This is a genomic window from Ruegeria sp. F5 (assembly GCF_056533845.1).
The window spans coordinates 156,454-176,492 of the sequence record NZ_JBQFOU010000010.1 but is presented as its reverse complement, the minus strand read 5'-3'; the positions used below and the strand labels follow the sequence as shown (position 1 = coordinate 176,492).

Sequence of the window (20,039 nt, the reverse complement as noted above, 5' to 3'; positions counted from 1 at the left end):
ATGCATGTTTTCAGAAGTATGATCATCGATGCCGACATCAACACAGTCTGGGCGACGGTTCGCGCCTTTGACGGTGTGGTGCACTGGAACCCGGGCGTGGTGGGGGCCAGTCTGGAAAACGGATCACCGACCGCCACCGGCACAGTCCGACAGCTGGATATCGCCGATGGCACGGTGTTCCGGGAAACCTTGCTGGCGCATTCGGATACCGATCATTTCTACACCTATGACATCCTCGAAAGCCCGCTGCCCGTGACCGGATACGTGGCAACGCACCGATTCCTTCCAATCACCCATACAGGTCAGACTTTGGGGATATGGCAAAGCCGCTTTGAATGTGCGGCAAGCGACGCCGCTGAATTGGAGCAGGTCGTCGGTGATGCGATCTATATCGGCGGCATGAACGGGCTGAACCAATTCCTGAAGGAGACAGAAAATGGCTGATACCCTTGCCCCCCGCGCCGTAATCGGCGTCATGACACCCGCCATGAACACCGTCGTCCAGCCCGAATTGGAATTGCTGCGACCATCCGGTGTGACCAATCAGATGCAGCGCTTTCGCTTGGGCGGCGATGCGGTGTCGGAAGACTTGCCCGACGAGGCGGCCAAATTGATGGACTGCGCGCCTTCGGCCATTGCCATCGGTCTGACAACGGATGCCGGGCCCGGCGGCCCGGATAAGCTTAAGGCACGGTGCGAAGACATATCCAAGCAGGTTGACGTACCGGTGATCGGCGCCTCGCAGGCAGACTATGAGGGATTGCGCCGACTGGGGGCTAAGCGGGTTGGTATTGTCACGCCGTTCAATGCGGAAATCGACGCTGTTGTGAAGGCAAACACGGAAAGCGCAGGCTTCGATGTGGTCGCAGTCAAGGGCACCGAAGCGCCGTCGCTTCCGGCGATTTGTGAAACCTCGTTGGACGACATCCGGGCCGTCTTTGCGGCAGTCGCGGCCTCGGATTGCGACGTCATTCTTCAGGTTGGGACCGCATTGCCTGTGGTGGCACTGATTGGCGAGTTGGAAGAGGTTCACGGCAAGCCAATCGTGGCCTGCAATGCGGCTGTCTACTGGCGAACGCTGCGCGCGATCGGGATCAACGATCCGATCAAAGGTTTCGGAAAACTGCTGGAGTCACACTGAATGCAAAGCCATGCGCAGGTTGTTGTCATCGGCGGTGGCGCGGTCGGTGCCGCCATTCTGTATCATCTCGCCAAGGCGGGCATCACCGATACCGTTCTTCTGGAAAAGAACGAACTGACCGCAGGGTCGACCTGGCACGCGGCCGGGAATATTCCCACCTATGCAAACTCGTGGCTGGGCATGCGCGCCGGAAACTATGCCTGGCGGCTGTACAAAGAGTTGGCCAAAGACCCAGCCGCGCCGATCACCTATCGCCACACGTCCGCCATCTGGCCCGCGCATACACCCGACCGTATGCAACTGTTCCACCATCTGTGCGGAGTGTCCCGATCAGCCGGGTTTGAGCTGTCGATGCTGACCCCGTCCGAGATCGAACAGATGCATCCCTACTGGAAGGCGGACGATACCGTCCGCGGCGGAATTCTTGATCCCTACGAAGGCGATATCGACCCCAGCCAGTTGACCCAGGCGTTGGCGAAACACGCCCGCGACCTGGGCGCAGAAATACGCCGCTTCACACCTGTCACAGGTTTGCGTCAGCGCGCGTCCGGGGAATGGGAGGTTGAAACGCCGACCGGCATAATCGTTGCAGAAAGCGTAATCAATGCAGCCGGTTCAAACGGCGGACGGATCGCGGTCATGGCGGGTTTGCAGGTGCCGGTCGTCACGCTCGAACACCAGTACATGGTGACATCGCCACTGGCTGCTTTGGAAAAGGACACGGCCACATTTCCTTTGATCCGCGACCCCGACATCCGCTTTTACCTCAGGCGCGAGCGCAACGCCCTGTTGCTTGGGTCCTACGCCCATGAAGGTCGCCCGGTCTGGCAAAACGGGGTGCCTCAGGATTTTGACCACCAGCTTTTCCCGGATGACATCGACGGGATGATGGCCGTGTTCGAGGCCGCCTCTTCGCATGTGCCGCTGCTTGCCGAAGCGGGTGCCCAGCGGTTCGTGAATGGCCCGATCCCCTATGCGCCCGACGCGCTTCCGCTTGTCGGGCCCGCCGCGGGGGTTCGAAATTTCTATCACGCGACAGGCGTTCAAATTGGCATCACGCATTCCGCCGCCATCGGCAAAGCCATCGCTGAATGGCTGACGACAGGCGAAACCGAATGGGACCTGTCCGCCTGGGATCCCCGCCGCTTCGGATCCTGGGCCACGCAGGACTACGCCGCAGCCCGCGCGTCCGAGCATTATGACCTGCAATATGCGATCCCTTACCCTCACCGGCTTATGGAGTCCGGGCGTCCGCTGAAGCAAACGCCGCTTTATGCGCGTCTGGTCGCGCAAGGTGCGATCATGGGGCAGATCGGCGGCTGGGAACGTGCGTTCTGGTTCGATCACGGCCAGACGAACGATCCAGATGCTTTGAGTTTCGGTCACGAACCTTGGCAGGATGCCGTGCGGGCCGAATGCGAAACCGTCCGCGACCACGTCGGGATCATGGACCATGGCGGCTTCACCAAATTCACTCTGGAAGGGCGCGACGCGGCCAAGGTGCTCGACACAGTGGTCTGCGGAACGCTGCCGTCGGTCGGACGAGTGCGTCTGTCCTATATGCTGACACCCAAGGGGCGTATCTGGTCCGAGGCTACAATTGCCCGGCTGGCCGAAGACAGATTTCTGCTGTGCGGGCCGACTCTGGCTGTCGATCGCGACTACGACTGGATTGCCGACGCCTGTGGCGATGCCGATGTTCGGCTGACCAAGGGATACGCTCGGGACGGTGCGCTTTTGGTGATGGGCCCAAAATCCCGTGATCTTTTGCAGGGCCTCACCGCCGCCGACCTGAGCGCGGCCAGCGCCCCGTGGATGAGCCTGGCCGAGATCGAAATCGCCGGCATCCCGGTCACGGCTCTGCGGGTCAGCTATGTCGGGGAATTGGGGTGGGAGCTTCATGTCGCCACTTCAGATCTGGTCGCCCTCTACGATGCGATCTGGACTGCGGGTTCCCCGCTTGGCATCTGTAATTTCGGGTCTTACGCGCTCAATGCGATGCGCATCGAGAAAGGGTATCATGGTTGGGGTGCCGACTTTGGTGTCGAGTACACGCTGTTCGATGCTGGTCTTTCTAAATTCGCGAATATGTCGAAGCCAGCATTTACCGGCCAGAAAGCGGTTGAAGAACAGGCTGCGAAAGAAGCTGCATGGGCCTTTGTTGGGCTGGAGATCACCGATCCCGGGCCGGAACCCCTGCCATCCGACCCGATCATCCAAGGGGGCCGGGTGATCGGATATCTGACATCGGTTTCGATGGGATATCGAACGGGAAAGCTGTTGGCGCTTGGCTATGTGGAAAATGGCGCGCTTGGAATGGGGGAAACCTGTTCGGTGCAGGCTTTCGGAGAGTTACGCACGGCGATACGCCATTCCCATCATGTTTATGACCCTACGAATGAAAGACTGCGGTCCTAGCCGAACCCACCGTTTTCCGAGGACCACCGCGCAAGGGCTTGCGCAACGTCCAGAATGGGGCCTGCGCCTTTGTCCTCGGAACGGATCAAGGCACCCCAGGGCACCTCTATCCCGTCCTTGCCGACGCGCACTCCGACAATGCGTCCTGCTTGGATGGCCGGGCGCACGGCCCAGCCGGCAAGCACACTGCTGCCCTGACCGGCGGCCACCAATTCGATGATGGCCGCTGGCATCTCAACCGTTGTGGTCCAGCGCGGATACCTTCCCGAGGGGCGGAACAGCCGGGCAAACTCGCGATCCGGCTCGGGCGTCAACGTGTAGGTGATGAAGTCTTCGCCTTCGATGTCGCTGCCTTCGACATAGGTCTTTGCGGCAAGGGGATGATCCGGCGCAAAAATGAACAGCAGTTCGTCCCGGAACAGCGGAATTCGATGTGTCCCGATGAGATTTGCCTCGCCTGAGGTCACAACAATGTCGGCCCCCCGATTTGTAAGCGCAGCGACAGGTTCGCGCGTCACGCTCGTCATGACCTGCAGTTCGATCCCGGGCAAATGGGTGTGCAGGTAGCGGCTGAAATTGGGCAACCAATGGTATGCGCTGTAGGCTTCGACCGCGATGCGCACGACATGTTCCACACCGCGGTCCATCCGCCGCACATCGCGTTCCGCGCGGTCCAAATCCGACAGGACGCGATCCGCGACCTCGGCAAGGTATTCCGCCGCCGGGGTCATGCGCAGACGTTTATGTATCCGCGTGAACAGAACCAGATCCAACCGTCGCTCGGCCTCTTTAATGCGATGCGACAGGGCGGACGAGGTAACACCCAAGGCCTCGGCCGCATCATTGACACGCCCGTACTCGGCAATCGCACGGATCATCTTCAGATGACGCAAATCGAGAAACGGACCGTCTGCCATGCCAACCTGAGAGAAATTCACATAAACAGGAGACTTTCTTTATTGCCATTCATCTCAGGTCAAGTCGATACTTTTGTTGTAAGAGGCGGCAGAGACCGCATTGGCCTGATAAAACCACCGAAATCTCAGAGCGCTGCGCGGTATGGCGCGAATGGCGGTTTTGTCAACTGGTGCCCATCAAGCATCTGCAACGGCGAACAGCGTCATAGCACGGAATCTGCGATGAAACCTGCTCGCAGTCCGCGCAAGCCCACCTCTCCAACCCAAGGCGGGCGTTCATTGCGGTCTGTCAATTCCCTTGATTGCGCGCTTCCAGCCGTTCCAGATTTACAACTGTCGAAAGCATCAGACGATCATGGCTCCAATCCTGGGTCTGACGCACCGAGGCCGAACCAATCGCAAGCACAACAACCAGCGAAAGCGTCAACCCAAGGAAAAGCGCTGACAGCTGGCTTGTCGTCACGGGTGCATCGGTCAGGGCAATGACGCGCTGACGCAAAGCATGCTTTGCTTTCGGTCCGTTAACCAGGGCCACATGAAGAATACGAGGGCTTTTCAGCTTGACCGACCGGGTGCAGTAATCCAGCAAGCAGGTGGTATAGTCGGTAGCGTCAATCCCCTTGCGCGAGACGACGGACTGATCGCAGGCCAATTCGCGAAGCCGGTCAAACTGATGCTTCATGGCCAGATAGGCCGGGTTCCAGAACAGCAGCGGGCGCAGAAGCTCGAATCCCAGTTCCCATTCCACGTCCAGCGCGCGGATGTGCTGGAATTCATGTGCCAGAGCAAAGCGCAAATCGCGTGGCGAGTTCAGCAGATGGCTGGGCAAAACGACGTGCCGGCGACGAAGGCCGCGCACCGCAAATGGCACGGTTACGCGATCTGACAGACGAATGTCCACCTTGGCCGACTGCCGCCAAAGAAAGCTGGACCGAACAGCCTTGCGAATTGCAAGTGCATTGCGGACAACCCGAAGTGCCAGAACAGCCGCCACCAGCGCCAGCGCAACCAACGCGCAAGTCACCAAGACAGAATTGCCTGACAGGACATGATCGACCCAGCGTTCGCGCGTGTTCAGAAGGGTTTCGAACTGCGCAGCCGGCATGGCGATTTCGCCGCGCAGATAGGCCGCCACGGCGAGATCTCCCAGCGCGACAACGCGTCCCGGCCACAGCTGACTGACAAAACCAGTGACACCCATTGCCAGAACCGGGCTGAGCAGAACGCAGATGCAGAGTATCTTGAGCGAACGAAGCTGAGCAACAAAGCCGTACCGCATGGGCGTAAGCGCCAGGGCCCCGCGCATTGCCAGCCAGATCAGCGCTGACAATCCAAGCACAACGTTGAACTCGAGAAACGCATCGAGAACCGGTTTAACCGCTGTCATTTTGCAGTCTCCTCTCTACCAGTGCTCGAATTTCCTCCAGATCATCTTCTGTCAGCCCCGCATCGTCGACCAGCCTTGCAACCAGCGTTGCGGGCGTGTCGTCAAACAGGGTCCGGGACAGATTCTGCAGCGACCGCGACTGGTACCTGTCCTTTTCCAGCAGGGGTCTGTAGATCAGCGACTTGCCGTTCTTCTCACTTTCGACGAACCCTTTTTCATCAAGGATACGCAGAATGGTCGCGCCGGATGTGTAGGCCAGATTGCGATCAGGTGGCAGGCGATCAAGGACATCACGGACCGAACCCCGACCCAGCGCCCAGAGCTCGTTCATGAACTCAAGTTCCACTTCGGTCAGCAGATTTGTCGTCTTTTTCTTTCGCATCGATCTCGGTGTCGCCATTTCTTAGTATGCCTGACAGACAAGCATCCTTTCGCTGTTTCGCAAAGCTTAAACTTTCCAGAAGACGAAAACGCCCCAGCCGATGGACAGAAGAAGGGGCGTCCAGACAGGTTGGCCCACCAGCCCAAGCCAGGCCAGGAAGATGTAGGCCGAGCCCAGCAGCGTTATGAACAACCGATCCCCCAACGTGGTGGTCAGGCCAAGCACACCGCGGCGTTCGAGGCCGTCGCGGAATTTGAACCCCTCCAATACCCCGATCAGAGCGATGGCCGAGAAGATGCCCACGAATACGGCCAGCGTCGCCGGGGTCCAGGCCATCCAGAAATCGGGCCACAGGGGGGCGGTCCACGAGAATCCTTTTTCCTCCTGCTGGCCGACATTGCCCCACCCGGCTTGCTGGGCAAATGCCATCGAAGGCAGGAAGGGAAGGGTGAGAAGAAGTTTACGCATATCGAACCTCACACACGGCCCATCGCGAAACCGCGCGCGATGTAGTTGCGGACAAACCAGATGACGATGGCACCGGGTATGATGGTGAGCGTCCCGGCTGCCGCCAGCAGGCCCAGCTCGTACCCCGCGCTGGAGGCGGTGCGGGTCATCACGGCGGCGATGGGTTTGGCCTCGACCGCCGTCAGGGTCTTGGCCAGCAGCATTTCCACCCACGAGAACATGAAGCAGAAGAAAGCGGCGACGCCGACGCCCGCTTTGATGTTGGGCAGGAAGATTGTTATGAAGAAGCGCGGGAAGGAATAGCCATCAACATAAGCCGTCTCGTCCAGCTCCTTGGGGATACCGCGCATGAAGCCTTCCAGAATCCACACCGCCAGCGGCACGTTGAACAGCGTATGCGCCAGCGCTACGGCCAGATAGGTGTCGAACAGGTGGATCGAGGAATAGAGCTGGAAGAACGGCAGCGCGAACACTGCCGCTGGGGCCATCCGGTTGGTCAGCAGCCAGAAGAACAGTTGCTTGTCACCCAGAAACCGGTAGCGCGAGAACGCATAGGCCGCAGGCAGAGCGACACAGACTGACAGCACCGTGTTGATCGTCACATAGATGATCGAGTTGATATAGCCCCAGTACCATGTCGGATCGGTGAAGATGGTGATGTAATTCTCCAGCGTGAAGGTTTGGGGGAACAGGGAAAAGCCCGACAGGATCTCGTTCGTGGTCTTGAAGGACATCGCCACCAGCCAATAGATCGGCAGCATCAGGAACGCGATATAGAGGATCGGGATCAGGGACCGCTTCTTCATTGCGCGTCATCCTTTGTCATCAGTGTATAGAAGACCCAGCTGACCAGCAGCGTGATGGCGAAATAGATCAGGCTCATCGCCGCAGCAGGGCCAAGGTCGAACTGCCCCAGTGCGATCTTCACAAGGTCGATCGACAGCAGGGTGGTCGAGTTGCCGGGACCGCCGCCGGTCAGAACGAAGGGTTCGGTATAGATGTTGAAACTGTCCATGAAGCGCAGCAGAACGGCGATGGTCAGGACGGTTTTCATCTTGGGCAGCTGGATGTAGCGGAACACCGACCAGGGGCTGGCGCCATCGATTTTGGCCGCCTGATAATAGGCGTCCGGGATCGACACGAGGCCCGCATAGCACAGCAGCACCACAAGCGAGGTCCAGTGCCAGACATCCATGACCACAACGGTGATCCAAGCCGACAGCGGCTGTTGCGTCATATCATAGTTGATGCCCAGAACGTCATTCAGGAAATAGCCCAGCAGGCCGATCTTGGGCAGCGTGAAGATGTTCCACATCGAGCCGACCACGTTCCACGGGATCAGCATCGGCAGGGCCATCAGCACCAGACAGACCGGCACCCAGAACCCTTTGCGCGGCATGGAAAGCGCCACGATGATGCCCAGCGGAACCTCGATCAGCAGGATCAGGAAGGTGAACAGGAACTGCCGCCCCAGCGCGGCCTGAAACCGGTCAGAGCGCAGGATCTGTTCGAACCAGCCCAGCCCCTCCCAGAAGAACTGGTTGTTGCCAAAGGTTTCCTGCACCGAGTAGTTGACCACCGTCATCATCGGCACCAGCGCGTTGAACGCAACCAGCGCCAGTACGGGCAGGACAAAGAACCACGCCTTTTGGTTTTCCGTTCTCATTGCGCCCGCTCCTCGGTTGCGATCCAGCCGTCGCGGTAGACGCGGGATTGTTCAGGTTTGAATTTCAGGAAGACCTGCGAGCCGGGTTCGGGGACCTCATGTTCGGTCACCGCTTTCAGCGCCGTGTTGCCGACCATGGCGCTGACCACATAGTGGCGGCCAATGTCCGAGACCTTGGTCACATGCGCCGGAATGCCGGTGTCGCCAAAGCCGACATATTCGGGGCGAATACCAAGATCGGTGCGGCCCCCGTCGCCGTGGGTTGGGCCTTCCAGCATCACCTCATGGCCTTCGAATACGGCGCGGTCGCCCTCGGCGTCGCAGGGCAGCACGTTCATGCCGGGCGAGCCGATGAAATGGCCGACAAATGTGTGCTGAGGACGCTCGAACAGTTCAACCGGGGTGCCGATCTGCACCACCTCGCCCTCCTGCATCACGACCACTTCATCCGCAAAGGTCAGCGCCTCGGTCTGGTCGTGGGTCACGTATATCATCGTCGCTTTGACGCGCTGGTGCAGTTCTTTCAGCTTGGACCGCAGCTTCCATTTCAGATGTGGGTCGATCACCGTAAGCGGCTCATCGAACATCACCGCGTTCACGTCATCGCGCACCAACCCGCGCCCCATCGAGATTTTCTGCTTGTTGTCCGGGCTCAGGCCGCTGGCACGGGTGTTCAGCATATCGGTGACGTCCAGCATCTCGGCAATCTCGTCGACGCGACGTTTGATCGTTGCCGGGTCAACCCCGCGGTTTTTCAGCGGAAAGGCCAGATTTTCACCCACGGTCATCGTGTCGTAGATCACCGGGAACTGGAACACCTGCGCGATGTTGCGTTGATCGGGGGGCAGGGCGGTCACGTCCTGACCGTCGAACAGGATCTGCCCCTCGGACGGGGTCAGCAGACCCGAGATGATGTTCAGCAGCGTGGACTTGCCGCAGCCCGACGGCCCCAGCAGCGCATAGGCCCCGCCATCGCGCCATGTAACGTCGATTTCCTTCAGGGCGTAATCCTGTGGCCCCTTGGGATTGGGGAAATAGCTGTGTCGCAGGTTTGCAAGTTTGATCTGTGCCATGTCAGGCGATCCTTTTGCCGTCTTGGCCGAAATACCGGCAATGGGCCGGGTTCATGTAGAAACTGTGATCCTCGCCCACCTGATAGGGGTGGACGCCCGAGGCCAGGGATACCCACGCTTCGTCCCCGTGCTGGAAATGCGCGCTGGAATCCGAGCCCGAAAGCTCGGTCACGATGACACGCCCGGTCAGTTCCACATCGGCGTCGGAAGAGCGGAACGGGGTCACCCGGTGCGGACGCACGGCGACCATGTAGTCGCCATCGGCGATATCGGCGACGTTCCAGCCACCGCCGCCGGCCAGTTGCGCCTGCGCACCGGACACGGTGATGCGTGCCACATTGATAGGCGGGTCCGAGAACACCCGCGCGGCGGCAAGGTTTTCGGGGTTGCGATAGATATCGGCGGTGGGGCCGAATTGGGTGACGCGGCCATCTTCCATCAGCGCGGTGTAGCCGCCCAGCAGCAACGCCTCTTCCGGTTCCGAGGTGGCATAGACCACCACGGCCCCGCGCCCTGCGAACAGGTCGGGCAACTGTTCACGCAGTTCTTCGCGCAGCTTGTAATCGAGGTTCGCCAGTGGCTCGTCAAGAAACACCGCGCGGCTTTCCTTGGCAATCGCGCGGGCCAGCGCGGTGCGCTGCTGCTGCCCGCCCGACAACTCATGCGGGCGGCGGTGCAGCATCGGGCGCAGTTGCAGCAGGTCGGCGGCCTCTTCCACGCGGCCTTCGATCTCGGATTTCGCCATGCCCGCCACGCGCAGCGGCGAGGCGATGTTGTCGAACACGGTCATATGCGGGTAGTTCACAAAGAACTGGTGCACCAGGCTGATCTGCCGCTTTTGCGTGTTCAGCCGCGTGACGTCCTGCCCATCCATCAGGACCTTGCCCGAGGCGATTGGGTCCAGCCCCGCCATCATCTTGATCAGAGAGGTCTTGCCAGATCCCGTCGCGCCCAGCAGCACGTTGAAATGGCCGGTCTCAAGCGTCAGGTTCGTGGGCTTGATATGGATGACATTGCCAACCCGTTTGGTGGCGTCTTGAAGTTCGATCATGTCCGTGGGTTCCGGTCCTTCAGTGCGTCGCACTGGCCTTGGGGTGGGGATGCCGCAGACGGCACCCCCGGTTTCGCTTGCTTACTGAGACTGCCAGCGCTGAACCAGTTCGTCATAGTTGACGGTCTGGCCCTGCGGCTTTTCGTTCTCGAGCTTGGCCTTGGGCGAGCCCGGCTTTTCCAGCCAGAAGGCGGCATCCTGCGGCTCGTTCAGACGCGGTCCACAGCCACCGTAGACACCGGCGCTTTCATCCGCAGCCTGCATCCGGGCCATGGTGATGTCCATCTCTTCTGCCAGACGGTCCATCGCCTCTTGCGGGGTGAATGCGCCCGAGTTCACGTCGCCGATCTGCTGCCACCAGATCTGGGCCAGCTTCGGATAGTCCGGCACGTTGATGCCGGTCGGCGACCAGGCCACACGGTCGGGCGAGCGGTAGAACTCGACCAGACCACCCAGCTTGGGTGCGCGTTCGGTGAACGACTCGTGATTGACCGAGCTGTCGCGGATGAAGGTCAGACCCACATGGGACTTCTTCACGTCAACAGTCTTGGACGTCACGAACTGGGCATAGAGCCAGGCCGCCTGAGCACGATCCGCAGGGGTCGATTTCAGGAAGGTCCACGACCCCACGTCCTGATAGCCAACTTTCTGGCCTTCTTCCCAATAGGGGCCGTGCGGGCTGGGCGCCATCCGCCACAGCGGCGTGCCTTCGTCATCCACGGTGTTGTTGCCTTCGGACTTCGGCTTCACCATGTCGGCGGTAAAGGCGGTGTACCAGAAGATCTGCTGGGCCACGTTGCCCTGGCTCAGCGCCGGCAGCGACTGATAGAAGTCGTAAGACGCGGCACCCGGAGGCGCATAGGCCCGCAGCCACTCATCCCACTTGCGGATCGCATAGACCGCAGCCGGGCCGTTCGCAGCACCACCGCGCGAAACGGACGCGCCAACTGGGTTACAGGTGCCCGCTTCCATGCGGATGCCCCATTCATCGACCGGAACACCGTTCGGCTCGCCCACGTCACCGGCGCCAGCCATCGACAGCCAGGCGTCCGTCATGCGCCAGCCCAGATCAGGCGCACGCTTGCCATAGTCCATGTGGCCATAGATCGTTACGCCGTCGATCTCTTTCACGTCATTGGTGAAAAATTCGGCGATGTCTTCATATGCCGACCAGTTGACCGGAACACCCAGATCGTAGCCGTACTTTTCTTTGAACGCGGCCTTGTTGGCTTCGTCATCGAACCAGTCCTTGCGGAACCAGTAAAGGTTCGCAAACTGCTGGTCGGGCAGCTGATACAACTTGCCGTCCGGGCCGGTGGTGAACTGAATGCCCATGAAGTCATCCAGATCCAGCGTCGGCGAGGTGGTCGCCGCCCAGTCGCCTTCCATCATGTCGGTCAGCGGATAGGCCAGTTGCAGGCGCGAATGCGTGCCAATCAGGTCGCTGTCGTTAACATAGCCGTCATAGAGGTTCCGCCCGGTTTGCAGCTGGGTCTGAACGGCCTGAACGACTTCGCCTTCGCCGAGGATCTGGTGGTTGACCTTGATGCCGGTGATTTCCTCGAACGCCTTGGTCAGAACCTCGGATTCATAGGAATGCGTCGGGATACCCTCGGACAGGACATTGATTTCCATGCCCGAATACGGTTGTGCAGCTTCGATGAACCACTTCATTTCCGACAACTGTTCGTCCTTCGACAAAGTCGATGGCTGGAATTCGTCGTCGATCCAACGTTGTGCTGCGGCTTCGTCGGCCCAAGCAGGACCGTGCCCCGCAATGACGGCCGCTGCCGCCACGGCGGAAAGTAGATGTCTCCGCATCTGTCTCCTCCCAAAGATTATGTGATCCGGTGCAGACCGGATGGCAATCAGCATCGGTGATATTCGGCGCCGCTGTCAAACTAAATTTTTAGTAATAGAGAGGAAATCAACCCAACACGTTGAAAACTAACCCCTTTCGCGATCCATGAGTGATGGGCGTTGGAGTATTTTTCGATCAATTATGGCCCGCAGATGATGAAGCTATCACAAACAAACCCCGAGACCTGAGGCTGCCCCGCACCCAATGCGCAAGCGCGAATTGGGTTGACGGCAAGGCTGAGTCTCGGCTGACGTCAATGTTCAACTCATCTGTGCGCAAGCGCAGAAAATGGACGCTTCCTGTGATTCAGGGTCAGCGCCCACGCGTTTCAATACGCGCTGGAACCGCTACAAGATCATGCTGCTACGGCTCGGTTTGATCGCCTGCATGTCGGTCTCAGCCAAGACTGCAGGACGGCTATCATCAGGATGCTAAGCTGGAAGCCGTCAGGGTCGCCGGCAATTACCGGCGACCTTTCTTCTTGTTTTTCCAGAACGGCGGCACATCTCCGGCCATGATGCAGCCGTAGGGATCGATGTAATCCTCGATCTCGGCCAGATCATAGGACTTGATCTGCGCCACAACGCTGTCCGCGTTTTTGTAGCTGGATGGCAGCTCGGATGCGTCGACCCCACCGGCGTGGAACCGGATATCCAGACCTTCGGTTTCTGCCTTCAGCATCTCATCCGGCGTGACCGACCCCATCCGGCGCTTGTGCTCGGAGCGGGAAAAGTTCCGGCCGGCCCCATGCGGGCTAAAGCCCAGACCGTGGCCCGCATCCTTTCCACGCACGACCAGAACCGGTTCCGACATGTTCAGCGGGATCAGCGTCAGACCTGTTGCGTCCGCCGCATAGTCTCCCCAGGCCGGTGTCGCGCCCTTGCCGTGGTAGAACAGATCACCCCGTTTGAAGACGAAGTTATGTTCGTTCCAGAACCGCTCACCCACATCGCCGACACGCGCGGCTTCGACCGTCGCCTGGTGGATCGCGTTGTGGTTGGCCTTGGTCCATTTGCGGATCAGTTGCAGTGCCTCCCAGTAATCGCGACCCTCTTCGGTGTCCGCCGGAATCCAGGCATTCTGCTTGGATGTCTGCGGCGACAGTTCCTTGCGGAACCGTTCGGCCACAGCCATGCCGTTCTTATACAGAACCGCCCCCGGCCCGCGCGAGCCATGGTGGGTCACAATTGCCGTCCGCCCGGTTTTGCGCGAACGCCCGACAAACAGGAAATGGTTCCCGTCGCCCTGCGTCCCCATATGTTCTTGCGCCATGCGCAGCGACTTGGGGTTGTCCAGAAACGGGTTCTCGCGGAACGCATCCAGCAGTTTCAGCGAGGTTGTGAACCGCTTGCCCTGCGCTCGCCCGCCCGGCCCGAAATGGGTTACGGATTGCGCCGCATCCAGCACCGCTTTCGGGTCAGCGTGACCCAGATCCGTGATCATGACCGAGCAACAGATATCCGCCGAGTGCATCCCCGGATGGATCGCATTCCGTGTCGCCGCCACACCACCAACCGGGATCGTGCCTACCGGCCCGGCCGGACAGGCATCAGGCATGATCGCCCCGGCCTCAATGGTCGGTGTCCGCATCAGCGCCGTCATCGTCTCGCGCACCTTCGAGACGTTGTCCTCTTCATCCGGATGCACTGCGTCAATGTTCTCGTGAAACGCAACCTCTGCGGGCGCGCGCAGGTCCAGCGTAGGCGGGATTGGAGGGATCTCGCCCTCCAGTTCCTGCCGGATGCGCACCAGACCAAACCCCTCTGCCCGCATATCATTCGCGCGCGCCAGCAGGGCCGGGAATTGTTTGCCGGGACGATGCCCCCAATCTTTCAGATGTTCCCCGGTTACGGGGTCGAATGTGTTTTCTTCAGTCATTGACTTTACCGTTCAAAAAATCAGTCTTGTTCGGTTGCATCTCTTCAAACTTCTTGACCCAAAACTCGGCGCGCTCCTCAGATATCCCAAGGTTTTTGGAGACCTTCTTGACGAAAGACTCGTAGGTTCGCTGAGGGTGGACACTGATGAGCAGTTGCAGGTGTTTCAAACGAGCTTCGGAAAACGCCTCGAAGAAATTGCCCATATCTTCCAAGGGCATCTGGCGATGGAACCTTAAGGCTTTTCGAATCCACATCTCTTCCGCGCCGCTATTTTCGAGCCGACGGGCGTAGTCGACGTCTGATTCCAAGTTCTGTGGTGGGTACTCTCGGTAGTCTTTCATCACTCTATCTCAACGATCCAAGGCCCCGACGACAAGTGGTGAAGAAACAGTTGGGAGGCCCGCCCCGCATCTGAATGGGCAGATGCGTTTGCCGTCTGGGCGCCGGCACGGAGGGGAGTTGAACCCGCTCGACCTGTCCCTGGTGTGCCATGTAGTTCCTTCGGCATTCGCCGGGGTATTCCTTCTGATTGGGTCTCGACGACAAAGCGGTCATGTTTGCGTGCAAAGCACGACCAGGGTGAAACGCCCGCTCTACCTGACTGAGCTACCGTCCCTCCCCCAAGGGGGCTGGGACGAGCGGGATTCGAACCCGCGACACGGAGATTAACAATCTGTAGTTCCACCGGCATTCGCCGAGACAGTTTCCTTTCAATTCGGGTCAAGCAGACAAGAAGTGGTGAGACAGCGCCCTTTGTCGGGCGCGGATCGTTAACAGCGATGTAGTCCCACCGGCATTCTGCCTGACGTTGTTCGGGTCCCGGCGACAAAGGGTTGGTGAAACATCTTCACTGAGCTACGCGCAACGCGCGGCGAGAGTTGAACCCGCGACCTCCGGCCTGCCGACCGGCGCTCTAACCTGTAGTTCCACCAGCATTCGCCGGGAATTGTCTGTTTGGGTCAGGCGGACAAGATGTTTGTGAGAAATCTGACAGAGTTCAAGGCTGTAGTCCCACAGGCATTCCGCCTGACCCGTTTTCATAGTTCGATTTTCTCGATCTCGCCGACCCAGTGATCCGGTCCGGTCTGACCGGCGGCAAAAGCCGCGATCTGGTCAAAGACGGCATCCGAGAACCCGCCGACATTCAGCACGTCTTCACGCGTCTGCGCCTGCGTGGTCCCGTAAGGGGCGATATCGATGCAGACCAGTCTGGCCTTCGGGTTGCGACGCTTGATCACCTCCCATTCCTTCAACATCGCCGTGCCCTGTCCACCGACCCGGGCATCCACCCAGGATTGGTTATCGGACACGAACACCACCAGATCCGGCGCGCGGCCGCGATTGTTCAGCCAGGCCAGCGGTGCGGAACAGTTTGTTCCGCCTCCGGCCAAGGCCGCCAGACGCTCGGCATTGGTCAGGATCGTGTCGCGCGGCCTCAGACGTACATCACGCACGTCGAAGTCGAACGGCAGCACCTGACATCCGCGGTTCACGCGCTGGAAGGACGCTGCGACCAGCGCCGCCACATCCACGTGACGCACTACCGAGGTCGCCCCCGGGCGATACCCGGTCACGGCCCAGGTCATCGAACCCGAAACGTCCGGGCACACGACAACCTGACCCGCAAACTTCGGCACGTTCTGCACCGCGATTTCCATCGCATCGTGCAGCGCGTCCACGATCTGAGGCGGCATATCGCCGGTCACGTTCTGTGCCGCCACCATCAACTGGTACGGAAACGCACGTGCCCTGGCGATCGCCTGCGGGTCGCGCAGCAAGGCCGCCACATGATCCACGTTCCTGGCCACGTTGAAAACGCCGTGGCGCTGGAATGTGTTCAGGTTCTGCCGCACCATCTGCCACGAACTTTTACGCGCGATCCGCGCCCAGTGTTCCGGCGACAGCTCCAGCTGCGTCAGCATCTGGAACGGCACATCCGGCACCGGACCCTTGCCGGTCTCGCGAAACGCGATCCAGTCCCTCAGGGCCCGTGGCAGCCGTGCCAGATTGCACGGCCGCCCGACGATCCAGGCGAACAACGCCTCCCGCTCGGCCGAGGCCGGTTTCGGGTGCACCATCCTGATCACGTCCGCCAAAGACGGGTCATTCCCGATATTGGCGTTCAGCAGCGCCCGGTCAGACGCGGTGTTCAACCAGTTCTGTACCATCGCTTTCGGTGCCGACCCCAGAGACTTGCGCCCTGTCTGACCCGACCGGATGACCTGCACAAACGTGCGCAGCATCTTGCCGTTATCGACCACCTGGGCGAACGCCGCCCGGAACAGGACCGGATCACGCCGGGCCAGAATGGCCAGCAGAACCGCAGGCATATCCTTCATGTATCCCGACTGGCGGGCATAGATCGCCGCCTGTGCCAGAAAGTGCGGCACGACGGCTTCGGCCACATCCAGAACGTATTCCAGTTCCTCCTGCGGCGACTGATAGAACATGCCCCCGAAGGTGCCGGTCACGGCGACCTGAGCCAGAGCATGGGCATCGGAATAAGCGTAGGCCGGCGCGCCATGGGCGTTCTTCGCTGTTGCCTTCGGCAGCAACCGGCCTTTGATCGATGCAAACACGGATTTGTTCGCCATTTCCTTGTCCTCGTTTGTTTGTGAGGATGTTTTGCCATGGTTAAGCCTGCGATCAGAGAAAAACCTGAGGTCGGCGTAAGTATATGATTTGTTTTATATTTTTCCACTATTGATGAAATTCATGCCCTGCAATACGATACAGTTGGATCGTGAAATATAAATCTAGATAGATCATGCAAAACGTCGTCATCGGATTCCTCGGAACGCAACTGGATATGGGCAAGAAACGGCGCTGGAAACCCACGCCCAGTCTGACCATTCATGACCATTTCAAGGTCGACCGGCTTGAGCTGCTGCACGACCACAAATTCAATCGCCTCGCCCATCAGGTCAAACGCGAGATCGAAGAACTGTCACCCCAGACCGAGGTGTTGCTGCACCGAATGGACCTGTCCGACCCGTGGGATTTTCAGGAGGTTTATGGGAAGCTGTTCGACTTTGCCCGCGCCTATGGGTTCGACGAAGAGCGCGAGCAATATCACGTCCACCTGACCACAGGCACCCATGTGGCGCAGATCTGCTGGTTCCTGCTGACCGAAAGCAGACATGTTCCGGCCCGGCTGATCCAGACTGGCCCACCGGGCCCGAATGATGACGGGCCGAAATTCGATATCATCGATCTGGACCTCAGCCGTTACAACGCCTTGCAGCAACGGTTCGACCAATTGTCACGCGAATACAGCGACCAACTGAAGGGTGGGATCGAAACGCGCAATCCGGCCTATAATGCCTTGATCGACCGGATTGAATTGGTCGCAAGCAATTCCGACGAACCCGTCTTGCTTTTGGGTGAAACGGGTACGGGCAAGACCGAACTGGCAGAACGCATTCACGGCCTCAAACTTGATCGGCGCCGCATAAAGGGGCGTCTGGTCCATGTGAACTGCGCGACATTGAACGGGCCAGACGCCATGGCAACGCTGTTTGGCCAGCGCCGCTCCTACCTTGGGGCGGCAGGGACCGAGCGCAGCGGGTTGCTGCGCGAAGCGGATGGCGGCGTCCTGTTTCTGGATGATGTGGACGAACTGAACCCCAACATGCAGTCGGTTCTGCTGCACGCGATCGAGACCGGGCGGTTTTATCCTTTGGGGTCTGACCACGAGATCTCAAGCCGGTTCCACCTGATTGCCGGTGCCAACCGCGATCTGCGCAGTTTGACGGCCTCGGGACAGTTTCGCCCCGATCTGTTGGCCCGCTTGAACACATGGAGTTTCACCTTGCCCGCGCTGCGCAACCGCGGCGAGGATATCGAGGCAAATCTTCTGCATGAACTGGATCGCTGCGAACGGGATTTGGGCACGCATGTCGGTTTCAACACCGACGCGCGCGCACAGTATCTTGGTTTTGCCAAGGACCCTGCAACCCAATGGCCGGGAAACTTCCGCGACTTTTCCGGGTCGATCCGCAGGCTGTGCACGCTTGCGCCAAGGGGCCGCATTACAAGGGCGATGGTGGCATCTGAAATCGAGACGCTCCAATCGGATTGGAAGTCGGCCCAGTCCGATGATGACTTCAAGCTGGTCGCAGATGTGATGGGCGAAGCAGTGTCTGACGTGGACCCGTTTGATCTTGTGCAATTGGCCGAAGTGATCCGGGTCTGTCGCAGTTCCGCAAGCCTCAGTGCCGCCGGGCGGGCCTTGTTCGCCGTGTCGCGCAGCAAACGCAAAACCCAGAACGATGCGGATCGGTTGAGGAAATACTTGGGTAAGTTCGGGCTGGAATGGGGCGCGATCTAAAAGCTGAGCGTCATTCCTCGTGGTTCGTCGTCACGACCAGCGCACGCCTTTCCTGAACTGATCGGATGATGTGAGGGGCTGACGTGAGTGAGGGGGTAGGTTTGTCAGCCCCTTATCATGTTGCAACGGATTGAGTTGAGTGGTCCGTTACCCAGACCCTACCGGCCAATTCATCCCTGCGAAATTGGGGGTTTCCCGTAGCGTGAAGTTTTTTTCGCCCAAGCCGGTGGTCCGGCGGGTGTTTCACGGCCCAAAGCTACTGGCGGGACAACCCGGACTGCGCGCGGCGAAAAGCGTCGGCAGGTTTTGAGTTATGTGATCCGGATCACTGACCCGCCCGGCAAGACATGGCATGATGACAGTCATTACCTAGTTTGCGCCTGTGTTCGGTTTTTTGGGCGCGGATTTTCATTATCCTCCCTGTGACTGGGGCGCGCTGGTGGTGGCGCGCCCTATTTTCGTTGCCGCTAAGGCATCCTTCACGCCGGGTCGCTTTGCCTCAGAAATAGTAGTGGCGATAGAAAACGGCGTCGGGCAGGTGATCGTCGTAATAGCCACTGTCCCGCAGGTCTTTTGCGGATTCAAGGTCGGCTTCCCGCTGTTTCCGCCGCTCTTCGGCCCTGCGTTTGCGTCGGGCCCGTCTTTCTTCCGCCGTCGAAAACAGACCTTTAAAAAAGCTGCCAGAGCCGCTGTTTGCATAAGACATTTCAGGACCTCCGTTCGTCGGGTGAACACGTCATGACATCAGTATGGGATGCGCAGATGAGCGTGAGCCGTCACAAAGATTAAGACTTGTCCAGAAAACGGACCGGCCGGGTTTGCGTATGTTTCCGAGCGCAAACAGCTCTGTTGGTCGGCAGGCATATCCCTATGGCACGGCCCCATCCGGCCTGAAAAACAGGGGCTCTCAGCCGATGGTCTCGTTGTGACGCTACGTCGCCAAAAACCGTTCACACTTTAAGGCTGATCCCTAGGATGCCGAATACACTCAGGAATTTTTACCGCACGGTCAAATATGATGTATTTGGCGGGTTTCTTCCCCCTTACGCTGGCGAAACCACCTCTTAGATGAGCGCTGTCGCTGCGGATTACCACTCACGGTTTTTCGATCCTCGAGCCCCTTACCACGGGTTCGGATCAGATCCGCAGCGGCAAAATCGTAACTCTGACGTTGAAGGACTATGAAGATGCAAATCAAATCAATCCTGAAACGCTTTGACAGTGCGAAACCCGATCGCAGCACGGCGCAGGATAACCCCACGCCCGCCGACGGGCGCCCGCTGGTCCGCAGATCGGAACTGACGATACTGTTTCGCAATGTGCTGGATGAGAAGCAGAATGATCTGCCTGTGCGGCGCGCGCGAAAAGTGCAATCAAATCAATTGCAAGGCGAGTAACGCGCGGCTCAATCAATTTGTTAAGTTTTGCGAGGTTTGATAGGGTGCGAAAAAAGAGCAAACCCACC

At 59.3% G+C, this 20,039-nt stretch carries 18 protein-coding genes; 5 read left to right on the top strand and 13 right to left on the bottom strand.

Annotation, left to right across the window (positions count from 1 at the left end):
* Genes ACR0K1_RS16430 through ACR0K1_RS16420 form a run of 3 tightly spaced genes read left to right on the top strand, consistent with a single transcriptional unit; the run spans window position 1 to window position 3,559 of the window.
* Entirely contained in the window at window positions 1-444 is a 444-nt protein-coding gene (locus ACR0K1_RS16430) for an SRPBCC family protein (protein ID WP_480851295.1), read from the top strand.
* Window positions 437-1,141: a maleate cis-trans isomerase family protein gene (locus tag ACR0K1_RS16425; protein WP_480612005.1), complete on the top strand. Its 705-nt coding sequence runs from the start codon at window positions 437-439 to the stop codon at window positions 1,139-1,141. The genes ACR0K1_RS16430 and ACR0K1_RS16425 overlap by 8 nt, the downstream gene beginning before the upstream one ends.
* A complete protein-coding gene (locus ACR0K1_RS16420) occupies window positions 1,142-3,559 on the top strand; it encodes a GcvT family protein (RefSeq protein ID WP_480851294.1) in 2,418 nt (805 codons plus the stop codon).
* On the opposite strand, the gene ACR0K1_RS16415 is transcribed toward ACR0K1_RS16420, so the two are convergent.
* The 12 genes from ACR0K1_RS16415 to ACR0K1_RS16360 form a co-directional block, all read right to left on the bottom strand.
* Complete coding sequence (locus ACR0K1_RS16415) at window positions 3,556-4,476, bottom strand: LysR family transcriptional regulator (RefSeq protein WP_480612007.1); 921 nt, start codon at window positions 4,474-4,476, stop codon at window positions 3,556-3,558. The two genes, ACR0K1_RS16420 and ACR0K1_RS16415, sit on opposite strands and share 4 nt — an antisense overlap.
* Before the next feature lie 289 nt (window positions 4,477-4,765).
* On the bottom strand, window positions 4,766-5,863 hold the full coding sequence (locus ACR0K1_RS16410) for a M56 family metallopeptidase (protein ID WP_480612008.1): 1,098 nt from the start codon (window positions 5,861-5,863) through the stop codon (window positions 4,766-4,768).
* A complete protein-coding gene (locus ACR0K1_RS16405) occupies window positions 5,850-6,245 on the bottom strand; it encodes a BlaI/MecI/CopY family transcriptional regulator (RefSeq protein WP_480612009.1) in 396 nt (131 codons plus the stop codon). The genes ACR0K1_RS16410 and ACR0K1_RS16405 overlap by 14 nt, the downstream gene beginning before the upstream one ends.
* Window positions 6,246-6,311: 66 nt before the next feature.
* The gene (locus ACR0K1_RS16400) at window positions 6,312-6,713 is read right to left on the bottom strand and encodes a DUF2160 domain-containing protein (RefSeq protein ID WP_480851292.1); all 402 of its coding nucleotides are present in this window, start codon (window positions 6,711-6,713) and stop codon (window positions 6,312-6,314) included.
* 8 nt (window positions 6,714-6,721) lie between these two features.
* Window positions 6,722-7,519, bottom strand: a complete 798-nt coding sequence (locus ACR0K1_RS16395; RefSeq protein ID WP_480612011.1) for a carbohydrate ABC transporter permease — start codon at window positions 7,517-7,519, stop codon at window positions 6,722-6,724.
* A complete protein-coding gene (locus ACR0K1_RS16390; RefSeq protein ID WP_085807799.1) occupies window positions 7,516-8,379 on the bottom strand; it encodes a carbohydrate ABC transporter permease in 864 nt (287 codons plus the stop codon). Before ACR0K1_RS16390 ends, ACR0K1_RS16395 begins: the two co-directional genes overlap by 4 nt.
* On the bottom strand, window positions 8,376-9,452 hold the full coding sequence (locus ACR0K1_RS16385) for an ABC transporter ATP-binding protein (RefSeq protein WP_480612012.1): 1,077 nt from the start codon (window positions 9,450-9,452) through the stop codon (window positions 8,376-8,378). Before ACR0K1_RS16385 ends, ACR0K1_RS16390 begins: the two co-directional genes overlap by 4 nt.
* Before the next feature lies 1 nt (window position 9,453).
* The gene (locus tag ACR0K1_RS16380) at window positions 9,454-10,503 is read right to left on the bottom strand and encodes an ABC transporter ATP-binding protein (protein ID WP_480612013.1); all 1,050 of its coding nucleotides are present in this window, start codon (window positions 10,501-10,503) and stop codon (window positions 9,454-9,456) included.
* 81 nt (window positions 10,504-10,584) lie between these two features.
* Complete coding sequence (locus ACR0K1_RS16375; RefSeq protein ID WP_480612014.1) at window positions 10,585-12,324, bottom strand: ABC transporter substrate-binding protein; 1,740 nt, start codon at window positions 12,322-12,324, stop codon at window positions 10,585-10,587.
* 502 nt (window positions 12,325-12,826) lie between these two features.
* Complete coding sequence (locus tag ACR0K1_RS16370) at window positions 12,827-14,242, bottom strand: RtcB family protein (RefSeq protein ID WP_480612015.1); 1,416 nt, start codon at window positions 14,240-14,242, stop codon at window positions 12,827-12,829.
* The gene (locus tag ACR0K1_RS16365) at window positions 14,235-14,585 is read right to left on the bottom strand and encodes a hypothetical protein (RefSeq protein WP_480612016.1); all 351 of its coding nucleotides are present in this window, start codon (window positions 14,583-14,585) and stop codon (window positions 14,235-14,237) included. Before ACR0K1_RS16365 ends, ACR0K1_RS16370 begins: the two co-directional genes overlap by 8 nt.
* Window positions 14,586-15,281: 696 nt before the next feature.
* The gene (locus ACR0K1_RS16360) at window positions 15,282-16,838 is read right to left on the bottom strand and encodes an RNA-binding protein (RefSeq protein ID WP_480851291.1); all 1,557 of its coding nucleotides are present in this window, start codon (window positions 16,836-16,838) and stop codon (window positions 15,282-15,284) included.
* A 173-nt stretch (window positions 16,839-17,011) separates the two neighbouring features.
* On the opposite strand from ACR0K1_RS16360, the gene rtcR reads away from it, so the two are divergent.
* Window positions 17,012-18,574 carry an RNA repair transcriptional activator RtcR gene (rtcR, locus tag ACR0K1_RS16355; RefSeq protein WP_480612018.1) on the top strand — a complete coding sequence of 521 codons (1,563 nt, stop codon included), beginning with the start codon at window positions 17,012-17,014 and terminating at the stop codon, window positions 18,572-18,574.
* Window positions 18,575-19,073: 499 nt separating this feature from the next.
* On the opposite strand, the gene ACR0K1_RS16350 is transcribed toward rtcR, so the two are convergent.
* Window positions 19,074-19,280, bottom strand: coding sequence for a hypothetical protein (locus tag ACR0K1_RS16350; protein WP_480612019.1), 207 nt, complete (start codon window positions 19,278-19,280; stop codon window positions 19,074-19,076).
* 481 nt (window positions 19,281-19,761) lie between these two features.
* On the opposite strand from ACR0K1_RS16350, the gene ACR0K1_RS16345 reads away from it, so the two are divergent.
* A complete protein-coding gene (locus ACR0K1_RS16345) occupies window positions 19,762-19,971 on the top strand; it encodes a hypothetical protein (protein WP_480612020.1) in 210 nt (69 codons plus the stop codon).
* Window positions 19,972-20,039 lie beyond the last annotated feature (68 nt).